The 18,005-nt window shown below is 50.9% G+C and carries 16 protein-coding genes; 3 read left to right on the top strand and 13 right to left on the bottom strand.

Annotation, left to right across the window (positions count from 1 at the left end; all coding sequences use genetic code 11):
• Window positions 1–229 precede the first annotated feature (229 nt).
• From fadJ to BN1044_RS22870, 3 genes are all read right to left on the bottom strand, one after another.
• Window positions 230–2,377 carry a fatty acid oxidation complex subunit alpha FadJ gene (gene fadJ / locus BN1044_RS22880; RefSeq protein ID WP_072310621.1) on the bottom strand — a complete coding sequence of 716 codons (2,148 nt, stop codon included), beginning with the start codon at window positions 2,375–2,377 and terminating at the stop codon, window positions 230–232.
• Window positions 2,377–3,705 (bottom strand): acetyl-CoA C-acyltransferase FadI, encoded by a 1,329-nt coding sequence (gene fadI, locus BN1044_RS22875; RefSeq protein ID WP_072310620.1) that lies wholly within the window; start codon window positions 3,703–3,705, stop codon window positions 2,377–2,379. Before fadI ends, fadJ begins: the two co-directional genes overlap by 1 nt.
• Before the next feature lie 357 nt (window positions 3,706–4,062).
• Window positions 4,063–4,359 (bottom strand): YfcZ/YiiS family protein, encoded by a 297-nt coding sequence (locus BN1044_RS22870; RefSeq protein ID WP_072310619.1) that lies wholly within the window; start codon window positions 4,357–4,359, stop codon window positions 4,063–4,065.
• A gap of 405 nt (window positions 4,360–4,764) precedes the next feature.
• On the opposite strand from BN1044_RS22870, the gene fadL reads away from it, so the two are divergent.
• Window positions 4,765–6,087, top strand: a complete 1,323-nt coding sequence (gene fadL / locus BN1044_RS22865) for a long-chain fatty acid transporter FadL (RefSeq protein ID WP_072310618.1) — start codon at window positions 4,765–4,767, stop codon at window positions 6,085–6,087.
• Between the two features lie 253 nt (window positions 6,088–6,340).
• Here the strand turns inward: fadL and mlaA are convergent, their stop codons facing one another.
• The 10 genes from mlaA to ccmA form a co-directional block, all read right to left on the bottom strand.
• Window positions 6,341–7,102, bottom strand: a complete 762-nt coding sequence (gene mlaA / locus BN1044_RS22860; protein ID WP_072310617.1) for a phospholipid-binding lipoprotein MlaA — start codon at window positions 7,100–7,102, stop codon at window positions 6,341–6,343.
• A 121-nt stretch (window positions 7,103–7,223) separates the two neighbouring features.
• A complete protein-coding gene (ccmI, locus tag BN1044_RS22855; RefSeq protein WP_072310616.1) occupies window positions 7,224–8,435 on the bottom strand; it encodes a c-type cytochrome biogenesis protein CcmI in 1,212 nt (403 codons plus the stop codon).
• A 2-nt stretch (window positions 8,436–8,437) separates the two neighbouring features.
• A complete protein-coding gene (locus tag BN1044_RS22850) occupies window positions 8,438–8,923 on the bottom strand; it encodes a cytochrome c-type biogenesis protein (protein ID WP_072310615.1) in 486 nt (161 codons plus the stop codon).
• Window positions 8,923–9,474 carry a DsbE family thiol:disulfide interchange protein gene (locus BN1044_RS22845; RefSeq protein ID WP_004092781.1) on the bottom strand — a complete coding sequence of 184 codons (552 nt, stop codon included), beginning with the start codon at window positions 9,472–9,474 and terminating at the stop codon, window positions 8,923–8,925. The genes BN1044_RS22850 and BN1044_RS22845 overlap by 1 nt, the downstream gene beginning before the upstream one ends.
• Complete coding sequence (locus tag BN1044_RS22840; protein WP_072310614.1) at window positions 9,471–11,444, bottom strand: heme lyase CcmF/NrfE family subunit; 1,974 nt, start codon at window positions 11,442–11,444, stop codon at window positions 9,471–9,473. Before BN1044_RS22840 ends, BN1044_RS22845 begins: the two co-directional genes overlap by 4 nt.
• Window positions 11,441–11,947 carry a cytochrome c maturation protein CcmE gene (ccmE, locus tag BN1044_RS22835; protein ID WP_040045542.1) on the bottom strand — a complete coding sequence of 169 codons (507 nt, stop codon included), beginning with the start codon at window positions 11,945–11,947 and terminating at the stop codon, window positions 11,441–11,443. The genes BN1044_RS22840 and ccmE overlap by 4 nt, the downstream gene beginning before the upstream one ends.
• Entirely contained in the window at window positions 11,944–12,183 is a 240-nt protein-coding gene (ccmD, locus tag BN1044_RS22830) for a heme exporter protein CcmD (RefSeq protein WP_040045541.1), read from the bottom strand. The genes ccmE and ccmD overlap by 4 nt, the downstream gene beginning before the upstream one ends.
• Window positions 12,183–12,938 carry a heme ABC transporter permease gene (locus tag BN1044_RS22825; RefSeq protein WP_072310613.1) on the bottom strand — a complete coding sequence of 252 codons (756 nt, stop codon included), beginning with the start codon at window positions 12,936–12,938 and terminating at the stop codon, window positions 12,183–12,185. Before BN1044_RS22825 ends, ccmD begins: the two co-directional genes overlap by 1 nt.
• A 208-nt stretch (window positions 12,939–13,146) precedes the next feature.
• Window positions 13,147–13,806: a heme exporter protein CcmB gene (gene ccmB / locus BN1044_RS22820; protein WP_040045539.1), complete on the bottom strand. Its 660-nt coding sequence runs from the start codon at window positions 13,804–13,806 to the stop codon at window positions 13,147–13,149.
• Entirely contained in the window at window positions 13,803–14,423 is a 621-nt protein-coding gene (gene ccmA / locus BN1044_RS22815) for a cytochrome c biogenesis heme-transporting ATPase CcmA (protein ID WP_072310612.1), read from the bottom strand. Before ccmA ends, ccmB begins: the two co-directional genes overlap by 4 nt.
• Window positions 14,424–14,746: 323 nt before the next feature.
• Between ccmA and BN1044_RS22810 the strand changes: the two genes are divergently transcribed.
• Together BN1044_RS22810 and BN1044_RS22805 are read left to right on the top strand one after the other, a co-directional pair.
• Window positions 14,747–16,435: an HAL/PAL/TAL family ammonia-lyase gene (locus tag BN1044_RS22810; RefSeq protein ID WP_072310611.1), complete on the top strand. Its 1,689-nt coding sequence runs from the start codon at window positions 14,747–14,749 to the stop codon at window positions 16,433–16,435.
• Window positions 16,428–18,005: a flavocytochrome c gene (locus BN1044_RS22805; protein ID WP_072310610.1), complete on the top strand. Its 1,578-nt coding sequence runs from the start codon at window positions 16,428–16,430 to the stop codon at window positions 18,003–18,005. Before BN1044_RS22810 ends, BN1044_RS22805 begins: the two co-directional genes overlap by 8 nt.

The raw sequence follows: 18,005 nt of genomic DNA, 5'->3' as shown, positions 1-18,005 counted from the left end.
ACAACATACATAACTGCTGTTTATCTTTTATCCAATATCTAAATATACTACGAAACGCCGTTCGGCGCATCAGCACCGATATCGTTAAGTCTAAGGTCGTAAATTACCCTGCACAGAATTGCCTGTACAGAGGCGAACGCTGAAAGAGTTGCAAGCAGTGATCGGTCTCTCATTCCCAGATTAATGCTTGCAACCAAGTAACCTGTACTTCTAGATGACGCTCTGCGGGCTACGAATAAAAGCGCTGATTTTGCGCTTTCATTCGCAATAATCTCTCACATGGCGTGAAATGCGCACCATGGCGCAGGCTGAGCGTTTGCAATACATCAACCATCTTATCAATGCCTAAACGGTCCATATAACGGAAAGGCCCCCCTAGGAATGGCGGGAAACCGATGCCAAAAACGGCACCAATATCGCCGTCTCTGGGGCTGCGAATAATCCCTTCATCCAGACAACGGGCAGCCTCGTTGAGCATCAGCATCACACAACGCTGAAAAATATCCGTCTCACTCATCTGTGGTTTCGGCGTCACACCGAGCAATGAGTACACTGAGGTATCAACCTCTTTCTTGCCCTTTTTCCCTTTAGCTTTATAGAGATAAAAACCTCGGCCGTTCTTACGCCCTTTACGGTTATCTTTAATCAACGCATCAAACGCTGGGGGTGCCGCAAACCGCTCACCCAGTTCAGCGACCAGAATGGGAATAATTTTGGTGCCTACGTCGATACCCACTTCATCCAACAACGCAAATGGCCCAACCGGGAACCCCCCTTTCAGCATCGCTTGGTCTATTCCATTGATGGACTCCCCTTCCAATAAACAACGTGCCGCTTCGCTGATATAAGGAGCCAAAATTCGGTTTACGTAAAAACCAGCGCGATCGCCTACCACAATCGCCGTTTTTCCCTGCTTCTGCGCCAATGCCACCGTGGTCGCAATAGTTTGCTCGCTGGTTCCGGCATGTGGGATCACTTCCACCAGCGGCATTTTGTCGACCGGACTGAAATAGTGCAGGCCGATCACCTGTTCTGGTCGCTGCGCCTGCGCCGCAATCTGGCTAATCGGCAACGACGATGTATTCGAGGCAAAAACAGTATGCGGTGCGCCATAATGTTCAATATCAGCCACCATTTGCTGTTTGAGCTTCAGATCCTCAAACACGGCCTCTATCACTACGTCCATCTGATTAAATCCGCTGTAATCCGTGCAGCCAGACAACAATTGCATCTGCTTTTGTCTCTCTGCTGGGCGCATACGGCGGGCACGAACGCGCTTGGTTAGCGTGTCCCAGCTATAGCTGAGTGCATGGCTAATCCCCTGCTCGCTGATATCTTTGATACGCACCGGCAGTCTGCCACGTGTGGCCGTTACACAGGCAATACCGCCGCCCATCAGCCCACCGCCTAATACGCCGATATGATGTAATTCATGCGGCTTTGCGGCACCTCCAGCCTCTTTTTTCAGCGACGTAGAAGCAAAGAACAGGCTGCGTAACGCCGCAGACTCTGGCGTCATAACCAGTTCACCAAACGCTTTCGCCTCGGCTTCATAACCACTGGCGCTGCCATGCTCCACCCCTTGGCGAACCACCTGAATGATTTTTTCCGCCGCCGGATAGTTGCCCTGCGTTTTGGCTAAGGTTTTCTTGCGTACGATGCTAAACAGCAGCGAACGCCCTAATGGCCCGTTAAGCAAACGTTCGATCACTGGCAGTTCAGGGCGGGTACGCCATCCCTGACGTGCTAGCTGGATCGCGCTTTCTAACAAAATCGAGGCAGGAACCGCGTCATCGACCAGCCCCATTTTCAGTGCTTGTTTCGCTCGCACATGCCTACCGGTCAGCATCAAATCCAAGGCTAACGAAGCGCCAATCAAACGCGGTAATCGCTGAGTACCACCGGAGCCCGGCAGCAAACCAAGCTGCACTTCGGGCAGCCCTAAAGCGGTTTTATCATCCAGTGAACAAATACGACGATGGCAGGCTAATGCCAACTCCAAGCCGCCGCCTAAGCAAGCGCCATGGATCGCTGCGACCACAGGAATAGAAAGCGCGGCTATCTTCGCCAGCGTAACCTGCCCTTTTTGCGCCAGTGAACGCGCCTGCTGCTCACTTTGGCAGGCATCCAGCATGGTGATATCCGCACCAGCAATGAATGAATCCGGCTTTCCAGAAATAATCACAATGCCCTGTAACTTGTGCGTTTGCGCCTGTTGTAATACCTCTTCAATCTGCTGCACAAATTCTGCTTTAAGCGTATTCACGCGCTCGCCGGGAACATCGATGGTAATCACACCGATATCATTATCTACCACGCTAAAACGAAAAGCGCTCGGCTGAGTTTCTTGCATGGCGAGGTTTTCCTGAGCTGACATTATTCCACCTCCACGATCATGGCGGCACCGAGCCCACCCGCGGCGCAGGCGGTCGTCAACCCAAGCCCTCCGCCGCGACGGCGTAATTCATTCAACGTCTGTGTGATCATGCGCGCTCCGGTGGCGGCAAAAGGATGACCATACGCAATAGAGCCGCCCAACACGTTGAACTTGCTCATATCGACTTCACCAATCGCCTGCGGGCGGCCTAATTTTTCACGAGCAAACTCATCGCTGGCAAACATTTTCAAATTCGCCAACGTTTGTGATGCAAAAGCTTCATGCATATCGATCAGGGTAAGATCCTGCAACGTGATACCGGCGCGGTCTAACGCCAGCGGGGTCGCATACGACGGCCCGAGCAACATATCCTCCCAAACATCAATAGCGGAGAACGCGAAGCTGCGCAGATAGCCCAAGGGGACTAACCCCAGCTCACGCGCTCGTGATTCGCTCATCATCAGCACCGCGGCTGCACCATCGGTTAATGGCGTACTATTCGCCGCCGTTACGCTACCGTGGCGACGATCAAAGGCGGGCTTTAGCTTGCTGTAAGAGGCCATAGAAGAATCGCCGCGCACGTTATTATCTTTATCGAGCGATTGTTTATAAGGCGGGATATAGGCAGTGATAACTTCGTCGCGCAAAACGCCGGACTCCCACGCTTTGGCGGCTAAGGTGTGTGAGCGATGCGCCAAAGCATCCTGCTCTTCTCGGCTAATGTGATGGCTTTTTGCCATCTGTTCCGCGGTGTCGCCCATACGCAGACCCGTTGAATACTCCGCGACCGCAGGAGGCACCGGCAGGAGGTCGCGCAGCTTCAGCTTGCTAAATAGTTTCAAACGTTGAGACAACGTGCGTGCTTTATTGGCATCGACCAAAGTACGCGCTAGCGCCTTGCTCACGCCGATTGGGAGAACCGAAGACGAATCCGCCCCGCCCGCAATACCCACGGAAATAGTGCCCGCCATAATGCTCTCAGCAACGTTGGCTATCGCTTGGAAGCTAGTTGCACAGGCTCGCGACACGCTGTAAGCGTCGGTATGAATACTCATTCCAGTGCCCAAAACAATTTCTCGCGCAATGTTTGGTGCCTCTGGCATTTGTACCACCTGCCCAAACACCAGTTGATCGATGACCTCAGGAGAAATATTGCTTCGAGCCAGTAACTCACTGACCACCATATTGCCTAAGTCAACGGCAGGAATGCCATGGAACGCCGTCGCCTGGCGAGCAAAGGGCGTTCTTAATCCCTGCACAATCGCAACGCGATCGCCTGTGCGAGTCGTCAGAGCCAATGGGGATGACAAAGGAAGTGCCTGACTCATTTTGTGCTCCTGCGCAATACGCTAAAAATATCAAAATTGTTACAAACCCTGAAAAGTGAAAGTTAGCCGAGCGTCATTCGCTTCTTGCTTTCAGTTAACAGGTCTGACCTGATAGCGTAAATTCTTAACTAAATTTTTACATTTAGCAAACAACAAAACGTAAGAACTGAGAACAGAAGCAGGTTTCTTATTCAAGGAGAATGCGGGAGGAGGAAAATGGATTTCGAAGAAATAATAAATTCTGTGAATATATGCAAGGATAAAAATAGAAATACAGCAGCACTAGAATCTTTATTTGAATATAAAAAAAGCGCGGCCTAAGCCACGCTTATAATACGACCAACTAACGCGATGCGATTAACGCAGGCCCAGTTGGAAAATCAGAGTTTCAGCTTCGCAGGCAAAAGCAAAATCAACGGTCAGCGCATAGCCTTCTGCAGTTTTAGCGATGTTGCTCTTGATTTCACATGGATCGGATTCAATACCACGTGCTTTTTGTGTCAGCTGTTCCAGCATGGCTTTCGCATCAGCTTCCGTAGCAAATACATTGCTATAGGATGCGGTGCAGTCGGTGTTATCCATGATGGTGCCGACATCAACGCAACAGCAAGCGGCTGTTTCTTGTGCACTGCATTTTTTAATAGCATCAGTCATTTCAATCATCTCCTCGATGGGGAATGAACCCCTCTTTATATCGCCAATTATGATCTGGCTCAAAAAATATAAAAACTGTGGGTATTTTACTCCTCTCCCACTACAGAGACTAGCGATATGCCAGATGAATGACATTAAGTGAGCAAAATCACATTATTTGGCGGTTATTTCTTCGCACTTGTAATCAATTCTTTATTAGTTCCGTTGTTTTTTGTTACGAAGATCTCTTTTCTTGAATCATTTATGAAATATTCAATAAACATTCTTGCAACATACCGAGAGGTCAGACCTATACTCTGCTCACTGGTCTGATTTGTCAGATCGAACTCGGACCCTACAATCCGCGCTCCTTGTTACAGTACGTAACATAGTTTAAATAAAACACACAATAATGAGGTTTCGGTCATGCGCCAGAAAAACCTGTTTACTAAGTCAGCATTAGCTGCAGCAGTGGCACTGCTTTCATCAAACGTCAATGCCGCTGGTTTCCAGCTGAATGAGTTCTCAGCCGCTGGCTTGGGCCGAGCCTATTCCGGTGAAGGCGCCATCGCAGATACTCCGGCATCTGCCAGCCGCAACCCGGCACTATTGAGCATGTACGATCGCCCAGCGATGTCCATCGGCGGCGTATTTATCGATCCAGATGTTGATATCTCTGGTCGTTCTCCAAGCGGTCAAAGCCTGAACGCGAAAAACATTGCACCAACCGCGTGGGTACCTAACTTCCATTACGTGCAGCCGATCAACGACCAATGGGCCGTCGGCGCGTCTGTCACCTCTAACTATGGTCTGGCAACCGAGTTTAACGACAACTACGCAGCAGGCTCCATGGGCGGTACTACCGACCTGACCACTGCTAACCTGAATCTGAGTGCAGCATACCGTGCCAACGAACATTTCAGCTTCGGTTTAGGCTTTGATGCTGTCTATGCCAAAGCTAAGATTGACCGCTACGCAGGTGACCTACCGCTGCTGATTGCCGGTTCAGGCCAGCTGCCACCGCCTGTTGCGGGTCAAATCGCGCAAATCCCTGCCAATACTCAGATAAGCCACCTGAAAGGTGATGAGTGGGGCTTTGGTTGGAACGCCGGTATCCTTTATGAAGTAGATGAAAACAACCGCTTCGGCTTTACCTATCGTTCAGAAGTTAAAATCGACTTCGATGGCGATTACAAAAGCGACCTGCCATCCGCTCTGAACGGTATTGGCTCAATGATTGGTCTACCAGCGGGTACCGATGGCAGAACCGTACCGGGTTCTCTGACTTTAAACCTGCCTGAAATGTGGGAAGTCTCTGGTTACCACAAAGTGGCACCACAATGGGCCGTTCACTACAGCTTGGCATACACCAGCTGGAGCCAGTTCCAAGAACTGAAAGCGAAAGGCTCTAACGGTCAGACGCTGTTCTATAAAGATGAAGGCTTCAAAGATGCTTACCGCATCGCGATTGGTACCACTTACTTCTACGACGACAACTGGACCTTCCGTACCGGTATCGCATTCGATGATAGCCCAGTACCAGCCGGCACTCGCTCTATCTCGATTCCCGATCAGGATCGTGCATGGATCAGTGCGGGTACCAGCTATGCGTTCAACAAAGACGCTTCTGTTGACGTAGGTATTTCCTATATGCACGGCTCGAAAGTGACCATCAATGAAGGTCCATACGAGTTCAAGTCTGAAGGTAAAGCATGGCTGTACGGTGCTAACTTCAACTACGCGTTCTAATTTTAAAACGCATCACTATCTAAAAGCGCCCTTCAGGATAATGCAGAGCGTTTAAGAGATCGAGATACACGGGGCGAGTACACCGCGGGGCGCTCCGGCAGCGAAAGCTGCTACGACCCCATCGGTGTACTCCCCCTAAAATCATGCTCAAGTAACCAGCATTACCCTTCTGGCCGCTTTTTTATTAGGCGCAACACAAACTTCAGACACAAAAAAAGCGCCCTTAGGCGCTTTTTTCACATCAAGCTCAGCATCAGTTTGAATCGATATCTTTCAATTCATCCTGAATCACAGCCGCATTCGGATTAACTGGCGCAGTTAGCTGACCGCCGGTTGCCAAGAAATCGTAGCGCTGGAAATAGGCTTCACGCATAAACAGATAAGGATCCGAAGAGTTTTTCAGCAGGCCATCAGAATCCAGCAGCTGTGCACGTGTTTCGATACCTTCAATCATCCATTTACCCGCAGACATCCAGAATGTCAGCCAGCTTAGCGTTGGATACAGATAGTCAACGTAGTCGCCGCCATCCTGGCGCGGCGTCACGCTGCCGTAACCCGGAAGCACAACATACGGGCCATAAGGCACGTCGTAATAGCCTAGCGTGCTACCAAAACGGTGTGGTTCCTGCTTCGCTAACTTAGGATTCGCCATCGTGGCAACGTCAATGAAGCCACCCATACCTAAGATGGTATTCAGGAAGAAACGGTTAAAGTGCACGAAGCCATCGTAAACCTTGCCCTCAAGGAAGCTGTTCACCATGCTGGCAGGTTCTTCGAGGTTGCTCGTGAAGTTCGAGATACCGGTTCGTGCAGGTACGGGCACATAGTCTCGCCAAGCGACGGCGACAGGACGCAGTACGTACGGATCCAGATAGTCGTAGTTCACGCTAAACATCGCGCGGTTAAAACCCTCTAACGGGTCAGATCGCCCCTGAGCTTCTGGTTTTGATGAGTTAGACGCACACCCAGCCAGCAATACGCTTGCCAGAGCCACTCCTGTCAGCCGAAGTTTCATATCTTCTCCATGAAAAGGGACCGCTGATAACAGGCTGAAAATTAACGCTGCCCTCAGCGATCCTCATATTTTATTCTGATCGTTCTTATGCCCTGATGCTTAGGTCTTTGCAACAGACGATTTATGGTACTTGATGATCAATCTGTAAGCTAATCTGACTCTCTTTATTATAGGGCATAACCGCACTTTCACCGAACCAGTCGCCCGGCTGTGGATTGGCTAAACCGTCTCGAGAGATCCGCGCACGCACCTTCACCTGCTTTTGTGCCGAAAGCAAACGCTCTGGCATCATAGCGTTAGCATCGGATAGCGATACCTTCACCGGGAAATGCCCCAAAGGCAGTTGTTTAACCGCAACAGGAATTGGCGCGACGCCATCGGTTACCGAAACAACCAGCACCGCCGTTGGCGGCAATTGGCGTTCGACATCCGGTGACAGATTAATCGTGACACTCAGCTGCGTATTATCCTCTCCAGACTGCGCTTTGGCTTGCTCAATACTGCGCTTTAATACTTCGCGACGGCTATCATTTTCCGGCAACACGCGCAGCATCATCTCCCACGCACCGATTGCTTTCTTATAGTCACCCTGCTCGAAAGCATTGAAGGCGAGCAGGCTAAGCACTCGCACATCTTGATGGTTGCGCGCCATCATGTTACCCAGCATATCAGCAGCTTGCTTATTGTCTTCAGGATCGTTGGAGCGAGTGAGCACTTCTGCATAGCCCAATGCGACTTCCGGCTCATTCGGTGCTAATTGATAAGCATGGGAAAACGCCTGTGTCGCGGTCGTCGCGTTATTCAGCGCCATACCGATACGGCCTAACATCACCCAGTCAGCCACGTTACGCGGATCGGTTTGCAGCTCGGTGCGAAGACCTAATCCCAAACGTGCAATCTCTTCCATAGTTAGCGGCTGCTTATCCTCATTCATCACGCGCTCACGCAGGGAAGGCATTTCGCTCATCACCAAATTCCAGCCCTGAACCTGCGCCAGACCGCCGGTTTTAAGATAAAAACCAACGGAAATTAGCACCAAAATAACCACGCCCGGCAGTAAAACCCAACGGTTTAACGGTTCAGCTCTCTCCGCCTGCGCATCAGGAACATCAGACAGCAGATTTTGCTGCAGTTCTTCAATCATCACCTGACGTTCAGCCACCACGCCCTGTTCTTCGTCTTGCTCAAGCTCCTTCAAACGCTGATGGTAAAAACGCGTATTAAGGCGATCGCGATCTTCCGGTAGATCTCGCTGAGGCTGACGTAGCACTGGAACCAGCAATAATGCAGCAGCGATAATCAACAATACTAAAACTATCAACCAAAATGCCATTATCAATGTTCCCTGTCGCTGTCGTTAAGTAGCTGGTTTAAACGTTGTTTCTCGGCTTCGCTGAGCGTTTCACGGCTAGAAACCTCAGGCTCGTTAGGACGGCGGCGGCGTGCTCGGGTAATCACCACGATAGCGCCCAGTAACACAAACAGCGCAGGGCCTGCCCAAAGAATAATGGTCGCTGCAGTTAGCGGCGGCTCATAGGTAACGAAATTGCCATAGCGCGCCACCATATACTCGGTGATCTGCTTGTTGGTATAGCCCTTTTCCATCAATTCATATACTTTCTGACGCATATCGGAGGCGATGATAGCGTTAGAATCAGCGATGCTGTTGTTCTGGCATTTTGGACAGCGCAGCTGTTCGGTTAACTCGCGATACTGCTGCTCTTGTTCCACGCTTTTGAAGCTATAGGTATCAATGGCCGCCCACGCGCTTACCGAAAGCATAATGCCCGCCAGTGCGCTAGCAAATCGTAGCATTCGCATTATTTAGCTCCTTCATATTGGCGATATAAAGGCTCGATCTCTTGTTGCCATACGCGATCGTTGAGATCGCCCGCATGGCGGTAGCGAATGATACCGTTGCCATCGATCAGGAAAGTCTCAGGAGCGCCATAAACGCCGAGATCCAACCCCAGCATGCCGTCGCCGTCATACAGGCTTAGCGCATAGGGATTTCCCAAATCATTCAGCCATTTGACCGCTTTCTGGCGATCGTCTTTATAGTTAAGCCCAACGACGCGGATCCCTTTCGCCGCCAGCTTATTCAGATACTGATGCTCGGCATAGCAGGTTGGGCACCATGTCGCCCACACGTTCAGCAACATGGGTTTACCATCGTGCAGCACGCTTTGGTCAAAGGTTTTACCCGGCTGATCCAGCGATTCTAACTTGAATTCAGGAACGGGTTTACCAATCAGCGCAGATTCCAGCATAGTGGGATCTTCCCCACCCGCGTTGCGCTGTAGCTGGATAACAAACGCCAGCACCAGCAGCATAAATAACACTAACGGGATAAAGAGCAGCTTGCGATTCATGCTGTTTTCTCCGCTTTCTCTGGTTCTGCCTTTTCTTTACGGCTTGAGCGATAGCGCGGATCGAGCATGCATAACACGCCGCCGATCGCCATCAGCACGCCGCCGTACCAAATCCAGCGCACAAAAGGCTTGTAATAAAGACGTACAGCCCACGCGCCGTCATCGAGTTCTTCACCCAAGGCCGCATACAGATCGCGCGTTAAACCGCCGTCAATGGCCGCTTCGGTCATCATGCTACGCGCAGTTGCGTAATAGCGCTTTTCTGCACGCAGCGTGGCTTCTGGCTTGCCGTCGCGCGTAACATCAATGATGCCCACGCCGCCGGTATAGTTCGGGCCTTTGATGTCATGCACATCGCGGAACACGAAGTGATAATTATGAATATCTACGCTATCGCCGGATTTCATGCGCACATCGCGCTCGATGCTGTAGCTTTGACTGAAAGCGATACCGATCACCGTCACGGCAACGCCTAAATGACCTAACACCATGCCCCAGTGGCTGCGAGGCAGCTTGGTCAGCCCCTTCCAGAAACCGTAGCGATGCGTAGCGCGCTCGTGCAATTCCATCAGCGTAAGGATCACGACCCAGAATGCCATCAGCAGACCCACTACCGTCATACCTTCAACGCGGTCCTGCATCAGCCAAGGCAGCAGCACGGAAAGGATCACGGTCACAACCATCGCAACCAACAAACGTTTCCAGAACTTAGCCGGTTCATCACGACGCCAGCGCACCAACGGTCCAACGCCCAACAGCAGCGCGAACGGCGCCATCAACCAAGTAAACATCGAGTTAAAGAAAGGCTCACCGATGGAAATACTGCCCAAGCCAAGCTGTTTATGTACCAGCGGCAACAGCGTCCCTAACAGCACCACCAGCATGGCGGCAACTAACAGCACGTTGTTTCCTAGCAAGAAGGTTTCGCGTGAAAACACCTCATGCTGCGTACGGCTGCGCACCTGAGCACCTTTCACCGCATACAGCAGCAGTGAGCCACCGATAACGATCACCAGATAGGCCAGAATGAACATCCCACGCGCCGGATCGGAAGCGAAAGAGTGCACGGAAACTAATACGCCGGAACGCACAAGGAACGTCCCCAACAGACACAGCGAAAACGCGGTGATGGCCAACAGTACCGTCCACGCTTTGAAGGTCCCGCGTTTTTCGGTTACTGCCAACGAGTGCAGCAGCGCCGTACCCGCCAGCCATGGCATAAAGGAGGCATTTTCTACCGGGTCCCAGAACCACCAGCCGCCCCAGCCCAATTCGTAATAGGCCCACGCAGAACCTAAAACAATGCCCATGGTAAGGAAAATCCAGGCCGCCATCGTCCACGGACGTGACCAGCGCGCCCATGCGGTATCTAAACGCCCTGCCATCAGTGACGCAATGGAGAATGCAAAGGCGACCGAGAATCCAACGTAGCCCATATACAGCAACGGTGGATGGAAAATCAGGCCAATATCCTGCAACAGCGGATTCAGATCGCTGCCGTCAATAGGAAAGTTCGGTAGCGTACGCGTGAAGGGATTGGAGGTGAGAATAATGAACAGCAGGAAGCCGACGTTAATCATCCCCATCACTGACAGCACGCGTGCCACTGAGTCCTGCGGCATGCTGCGGCTAAATAGCGCCACGGCCAGCGTCCAACAGCTTAACAACAGCACCCAGAGAAGAAGCGATCCCTCATGTGCGCCCCAGGTTGCCGCGATGCGGTAATAGACCGGAAGCTGGGTATTTGAGTTTGCCGCCACATAGGAAACCGTAAAGTCGTTGGTAATAAAGGCATACACCAAACAACCAAATGAAATCGCGATGCTAAAGAACAGGCCATAGGTCAATGGCCGCGCCACCGACATCATACGCACGTCTTGCCGCGCAGCACCCCATAGCGGATAAATGCTCAGCAATACGGAAAGCGCTAATGAGAGCGATAGCAGGAAATTGCCAATTTCAGGGATCATGACTGCGGGCTCCCCGCATTCGCATTGCCACTATTCTGCTGATAAGAATCAGCTGGGCGATTATGGTTTTGCTCCATCGCTTCTTTTACCTCAGGTGGCGTATATTTTTCATCGTGTTTTGCCAATACTTCTTTGGCATGCACCACGTTGTCTTCGCCCATCACGCCTTGTGCAACCACGCCCTGCCCTTCACGGAACAAGTCCGGCAAGATGCCTTCGTAGGTCACACCAATAGCGCCATGCGCATCGTAGATTTTAAATGAGACTTTCAGGCTTTGCTGATCGCGCTTCACCGAACCAGGCATCACCATGCCGCCAATACGCAAACGCTGGCCCACTTCAGGCTTCTCATGATTTTCACCTTTACCCTGCAGGATTTCCGTCGGGGTATAAAACAGGTCAATATTCGAGCGCAATGCATAAAGCACCAGAGTGATCGTCACTGCTAAGCCGAGTAAAACGACAATGGCCAGATAGAGGCGACTCTTACGACGCGGGTTCATGATGATTGCTCTCCTTGTGAAGCTGACGAAGCGCGCTGCTGACCCTGCGCTTGTTTAATTCGCTGCTCGCGCGCCTGATGGCGGCGAACTTCAGTCAAAATTTGGCGGCGTTGCCACTGGGTATGGCAAACCAATAAAAGTAATGGGATAAGCGTTGCGGCAACAGAAAGCCAAACGTAAAAGGCATAACCGCCCATCGCGAAGAAATCTTGCCAAGAGGAAAATGCAGGACTCATCAGGAACGCTCCTTAGGCTGATTTTTTAGGCGAGGGTTCACTAACGCATTCACCCAAGGACGCCGACGCTCTTGCAGTAAAATTAAATTACGTAAACGCATCAACGTTAAGGTGATAAAGAAAAACAGGTAACCAAAGATTGCCCAACGCAGCGGATAGCGCATGCTGGGATCAATGGTATTTTGCATATTGGTCGAACCCTGATGCAGGGTATTCCACCACTCAACGGAGAAATGAATAATCGGCAGATTGACCACGCCAACCAGCACCAGAATGCCGGCGGCACGACCGGCAGTGCGGCGATCGTCAAAGGCGTTATACAACGCAATGGCGCCTAAATAGAGGAACAGCAGCACCAGTTCGGAGGTTAAACGAGCATCCCAAACCCACCACGTTCCCCACATCGGCTTACCCCAAGCCGATCCTGTCGCCAGCGCAATAAAGGTAAACACCGCGCCAACCGGTGCCATGGCTGCACTCACCAGATCGGACATTTTCATCTGCCAGACCAAACCGATGAACGCCGCAATCGCCATCGAGGCATAGATCCCCATCGACCAGATAGCCGCTGGCACATGGATGTACATGATGCGATAGCTGTTGCCCTGCTGATAATCTGACGGCGCATAGCCAAAACCCCAGATCCAACCGACTAACAGGCATACCGCCCCGGCTAATCCAAGCCACGGGACGAACTTACCGCAAAGATGATAAAGCCGCTCAGGCTTGGCAAGCTGATGAAGCCATTTCCACATTGAGATTTATGCTCACAAAACGAAAAATTATTGTCTCGGCGTCACTGCCGAAACCCCACAAAAAGGCGCTGTCTTCTACTGCTTGCAGGCTCTTTTCAGACAATCTACTTTGATACCGCCATACATCTTTAATTGTTAGTTTGACGCATGTTGCTAGCGACAAACAAAAAGGTTTTGTAAATAGCTGAATTCGGCTTTACCGAATGGGCTATTGCACGCTAACGCGAAGCGCGGCTGCCGCGGCAAAAGGCGACAGCGTGATACTTCCCGCCAGCATCGCCCCCAAGATGGCTAAATACCCACCGATAGGCATCCCCATCGAAGCCGCATCAATCGCAGACGTCGCAAAAATAAGGATAGGTATATAAAGCGGCAGCACCAACAAACTCAGCAAAACGCCGCCTTTGCGTAACCCAACCGTTAATGCAACGCCAATCGAGCCAATAAAGCTCAAGGTAGGCGTACCCAGTAACAGCGTTAATGCCACCGCCCACCACGTTGCCATATCAAAAGAGAGTAATAGCGCCACTAACGGAGAAAGGATAAGCAGCGGCAATCCGGTCACCAACCAGTGCGCAAAGACTTTTGCCAACACCGTTAACGCCAGCGGCGACGGGGTGAGCATCAGTTGCTCTAGCGTGCCATCCAGATAATCGTCTTTGAATAATCTCTCGAGCGATAGTAACGCCGCCAGCAGAGCCGCGACCCAAACCACGCCGGGTGCGATACGCGCCAACAGCTGGGGTTCAGGGCCGATACTTAATGGGAAGAGCGTAATGACGATCAAAAAGAACCACAGCGGGTTGATAATTTCAGCGCCGTTGCGAAAAGCAATTTTCAGCTCGCGGCGCAAAACGGTCATGATCATCGTGCCGTTTCCTCTCCGCTTAGGCGCAATTTACGCATGCGATAATCCAAATCCTGATGCGTGGTCAGCAAAATAATGCCTCCCGACCGCGTGTGTTGCTCAAACAATGCGATCAACTTGGCAACGCCAGATTTATCAATGGCGGTAAGCGGTTCGTCTAGGATCCAGAGTTTTGCGTTGCTCAGCCAAAGCCGCGCCAGCGCAACTCGGCGCTGTTGCCCGGCAGAAAGCTGAGCAACGGGAACGTCTTCATAGCCAATAAGATCAACCTGAGCCAGTGCGTCCCAAATCGCGTCTTGATTATTATCGCCCTGCATTTCTTGGTAGAACGCGAGGTTTTCAAACGGTGTTAACACCGATTTCACCCCGGCCTGATGACCAAGATAAATCATCTGCTGTTGATACTCTTCGCGCTGTTTACGAATAGATTTTTGTTGCCACTGAATATCGCCACTTTCCGGTTGAGACAACCCGGCAATCATTCGCAGCAACGTGGTCTTTCCTGCCCCATTAGGGCCTTCAATTTGCACCATTTCACCCGGATTAACCTGAAAACTAAGCTGGCTAAACAGCACTCGCTCGTCACGGCTACAGGTTAGTAGGGAGATATTCAGCATCGAAGAATGTATTCCTAAAATCGAGATAGCACATCATATCATAAGCCTATAACAGCTCGTACCCCGCAGCCTGTGCGAAACGTACCTACATAGAGGTAAAATTGTGGTTCAAATCAATAACCACACGCCGTCAAAACATAAGTTGCATCGCCATATTTATCTCCCCACGTAAGCCTTAATCTGCCATAGGTCAATTTTTGCGTTAATTTTTGATATATCAAAAAATGACACAAAAAATGCTGAGCGTAATTCAAATTTTTTGCCCGCCATTGCCCTTTATGATTTTGCGATTCCAACAGGAGAATCATGATAGGAAAATCATAATGAAAAAATCGATATTAGCACTTACATCTGCGGCACTACTTGCTTCACCAGCGGCATGGTCAGCCAACTCAGGGATTACGTTAGATGGGCAAACACTTACGCTAGACGATGTATGGAACATCGCCTATGCAAACGCAGAGGTAAAAATTGCCCCTGCGGCAATGAAGAAAGTTGAGGACGCAAACCATTTATTAATGGCGGCAGCCGGTAAAGGCATTCCCGTTTATGGCTTAACCGTAGGCGTTGGATTAAATAAAGACAAATCGCTGTTTGATACCCACGGCAAACTCACCCCTGAAGCCATCGCAGCATCAAAAGCATTCAATATTAACGCATTACGCGCCCACGGCGCGGGTATTGGCCCTGCTATGCCGGACGCACTGGTGCGCATGGCGATGGTGATCCGCTTGAATACCTTACTGGTAGGAAAAACCGGGGCACAGCCACAGGTAGCCACACTGTACCAACAGTTGCTCAATAAACATATTACTCCCGTCGTCCCTTCACGGGGAACCGTAGGAGAAGCTGACATTACCCTTGCCTCTCATATCGGCGACGTCATGATGGGAGAGTGGCGTGTTCATGTAAACGGCCACGAGCAGGATGCCGCTAGCGCCTTACAACAAGCTGGAATAACAAAATTAGAACCTATCGGCAAAGATGCACTATCAATTTTATCAACCAATGCCATTTCTGCGGCCTACTCAGCACAGGCCCTACTCGCGACCCAACAGATAATTAATGTCACCCCCGAACTCTTTGGACTCTCTCTGGAAGGTCTCAACGGCAACGTTGCTCCCTTTCTGGAACAAAGCCTGAGCGTGCGCCCATTCCCTGGGGTGCAGGACACAGCGAAATCGATACGTTCTGCATTAAAAGGCTCGTACCTTTGGCAGCACCAAGATGGTCGCGCGTTACAAGACCCTCTTTCCTATCGAACCACGGTATTTGTTCTCAATGAAGCGCGCAAAGAGTGGGCCGAAGCCTATCAGATGCTATCCATCCAGATGAACAGCTCAGATGATAACCCTGCGGTCATCGTCAATGCTGATAAGTCGTTGATAGATAATAGTCAAGTTGCACAATACTACGTTCAGGATGGCAAAGTCAGTGGCGCAATCTTCCCAACGTCTAGCTTTGAGCCCCTCCCGCTAACGCTGGCTATCCAAAACCTATCCGTCGCCGTGGGGCACTTAGCTCATAATAGCGTGCAAAGAACGCTGCACCTCTCTGACGATCATTTTACTGGTCTGAGCCGTTTTCTGGCTGCAGAAGAGAATAACGGTCACGCTTTTGGCGCTATTCAGAAACCACAGATAGCTATGCTTACCGACATTCACTCACTGATCAACCCAGTATCCTTAGACGGTCAGCCAATGGCGGGCAGCATAGAAGACACCTATACCAACAACCAGCTGGCTTCAACCAGACTCACGCAAATTGCAGAAGATACACGCTATATCTACGGCCTTGAGCTGTTGCATGCTAGCCAAGCCATCGACTTACGCAAGCATAAAAACCCTGACCTCAAACTCGGTGAACAAACCAATAAGCTCTATTCAGCCTACCGTGGAAAAGTAAAGTTCGTAGATAAAGATCGAATTTACAGCGATGACATCGAAAACTCATCTCGCCTATTGGCAGCATATCCTGCGCTACCGCTGAATCGCTGGGGGCACAATGAATAATAAAATCAACAATTCTCGCCGGGCCTTCATTGCTAAAGGGACGCTGTTGACGACCGGAGCCGCTTTTGCGGCTTTTTCCCATTCTGCCAATGCAGCGCCAAACACGTGTAGCAATGAAGAAAGCATCCGTTATCACCGCGTTTATGACGTTATCGTCGTTGGCAGTGGCTTTGCCGGACTGGCAGCAGCGCTTGAGGCTGTCAAACTTGGTCGAACCGTTTTAGTCATTGATAAAATGCCTGTATGTGGAGGCAACTCTGCCATTAACGGCGGCGCAGTCGCCGTGGCTAACTCCCCGCTGCAGCAAAAAGAAGGCATCAGCGATTCACCAGAACTTATGTACAAAGACATGCTGAAAGCAGGTCGTGGGCTCAACGACAAAGAACAACTCATGATTCTGGTTAATAACACCACCGCAGCCTACGAGTTTACGTTGCAACATGGCGTGGTCTATAAGCCCTTTGTACAACACTTTGGCGGGCACTCTGTCCCAAGAACACTGCAAACGGTAGAAAGTTCCGGTGCAGGAATTGTGATGCCATTAAAGCACTCTGCCATGACCTTAGGAGTGGTATTTCGTACACGCTGCAAGTTACTGGGATTTAATCAAAATGCGCAAGGCAGGGTCATCGGTATCACGGTACGTGACGGCTATCGATTCCCAGATGAAAGCAGTGGGGACGTTCGCCACTATGGCGCTCGTTACGGCGTGGTGATGTGCTCTGGCGGTTTCTCAAACGATTTACGCTTTAGAAAAATGCAAAATCCACGGCTGGATGAGCACGTCGATTCCACTAACCACCCAGGTGCGACCGCTGAATGCCTGGTGCAAATGCTACGTATTGGCGCAACTCCTGTTCAGCTTGATCTGATCCAACTCGGCCCGTGGTCATCACCTGACGAAAAGGGGTTTGGCTACGTATCTCAGTTCAACACCATTTCAGGATTTCCCAACGGGATTATGGTTAACCCACGAACCGCCAAACGCTTTACTAACGAATTGGCGGATCGTAAAGAGCGCGAAGATGGCATTTTGGCTCAGGTAGATAAAGAGGGAAATCCTCTCTATCCGATCTGTTTTACCACCTTAGAAGGTGCCAAACAGGCCCAAAGCCTAGTACATGCGCTGCATTACAATGTCGCTTGGCAATTTGATACGTTGCAACAATTAGCAGACCACTTTGCCATGCCCTACGCCACGCTGCAGGCAGAAGTTGACGAATATAACGCAGCGGTGGAACGCAAAGGCGGCGACCGCATGAATAAGGACGTCAGCCGTGCAGTCCTATTAGCTCCCGGGCCTTTTGTCGCTGTTAGAGTTTGGCCAAAAGTTCACTATGTCATGGGCGGCGTCAAAATAAACGTAAAGGCGGAGGTATTGAACGCAGCCGACAGCGCCCCTATTCAGGGACTCTATGCGGCAGGAGAAGCAACCGCCGGCTCGCACGGAGGCAGCCGATTAGGCAGCTGTGCCGTTGCTGACTGTTTGGTTTTTGGTCGTATTGCAGGTGCAAGCGCCGGTTCAGCAAACCCAAGCAATGATTTCCTAGCCAACGACAAGGATGTCTAA

This window comes from Hafnia alvei (assembly GCF_900095695.1).
Lineage (GTDB): Bacteria > Pseudomonadota > Gammaproteobacteria > Enterobacterales > Enterobacteriaceae > Hafnia > Hafnia alvei_B.
This window is presented reverse-complemented; position numbering and strand designations above follow the sequence as displayed.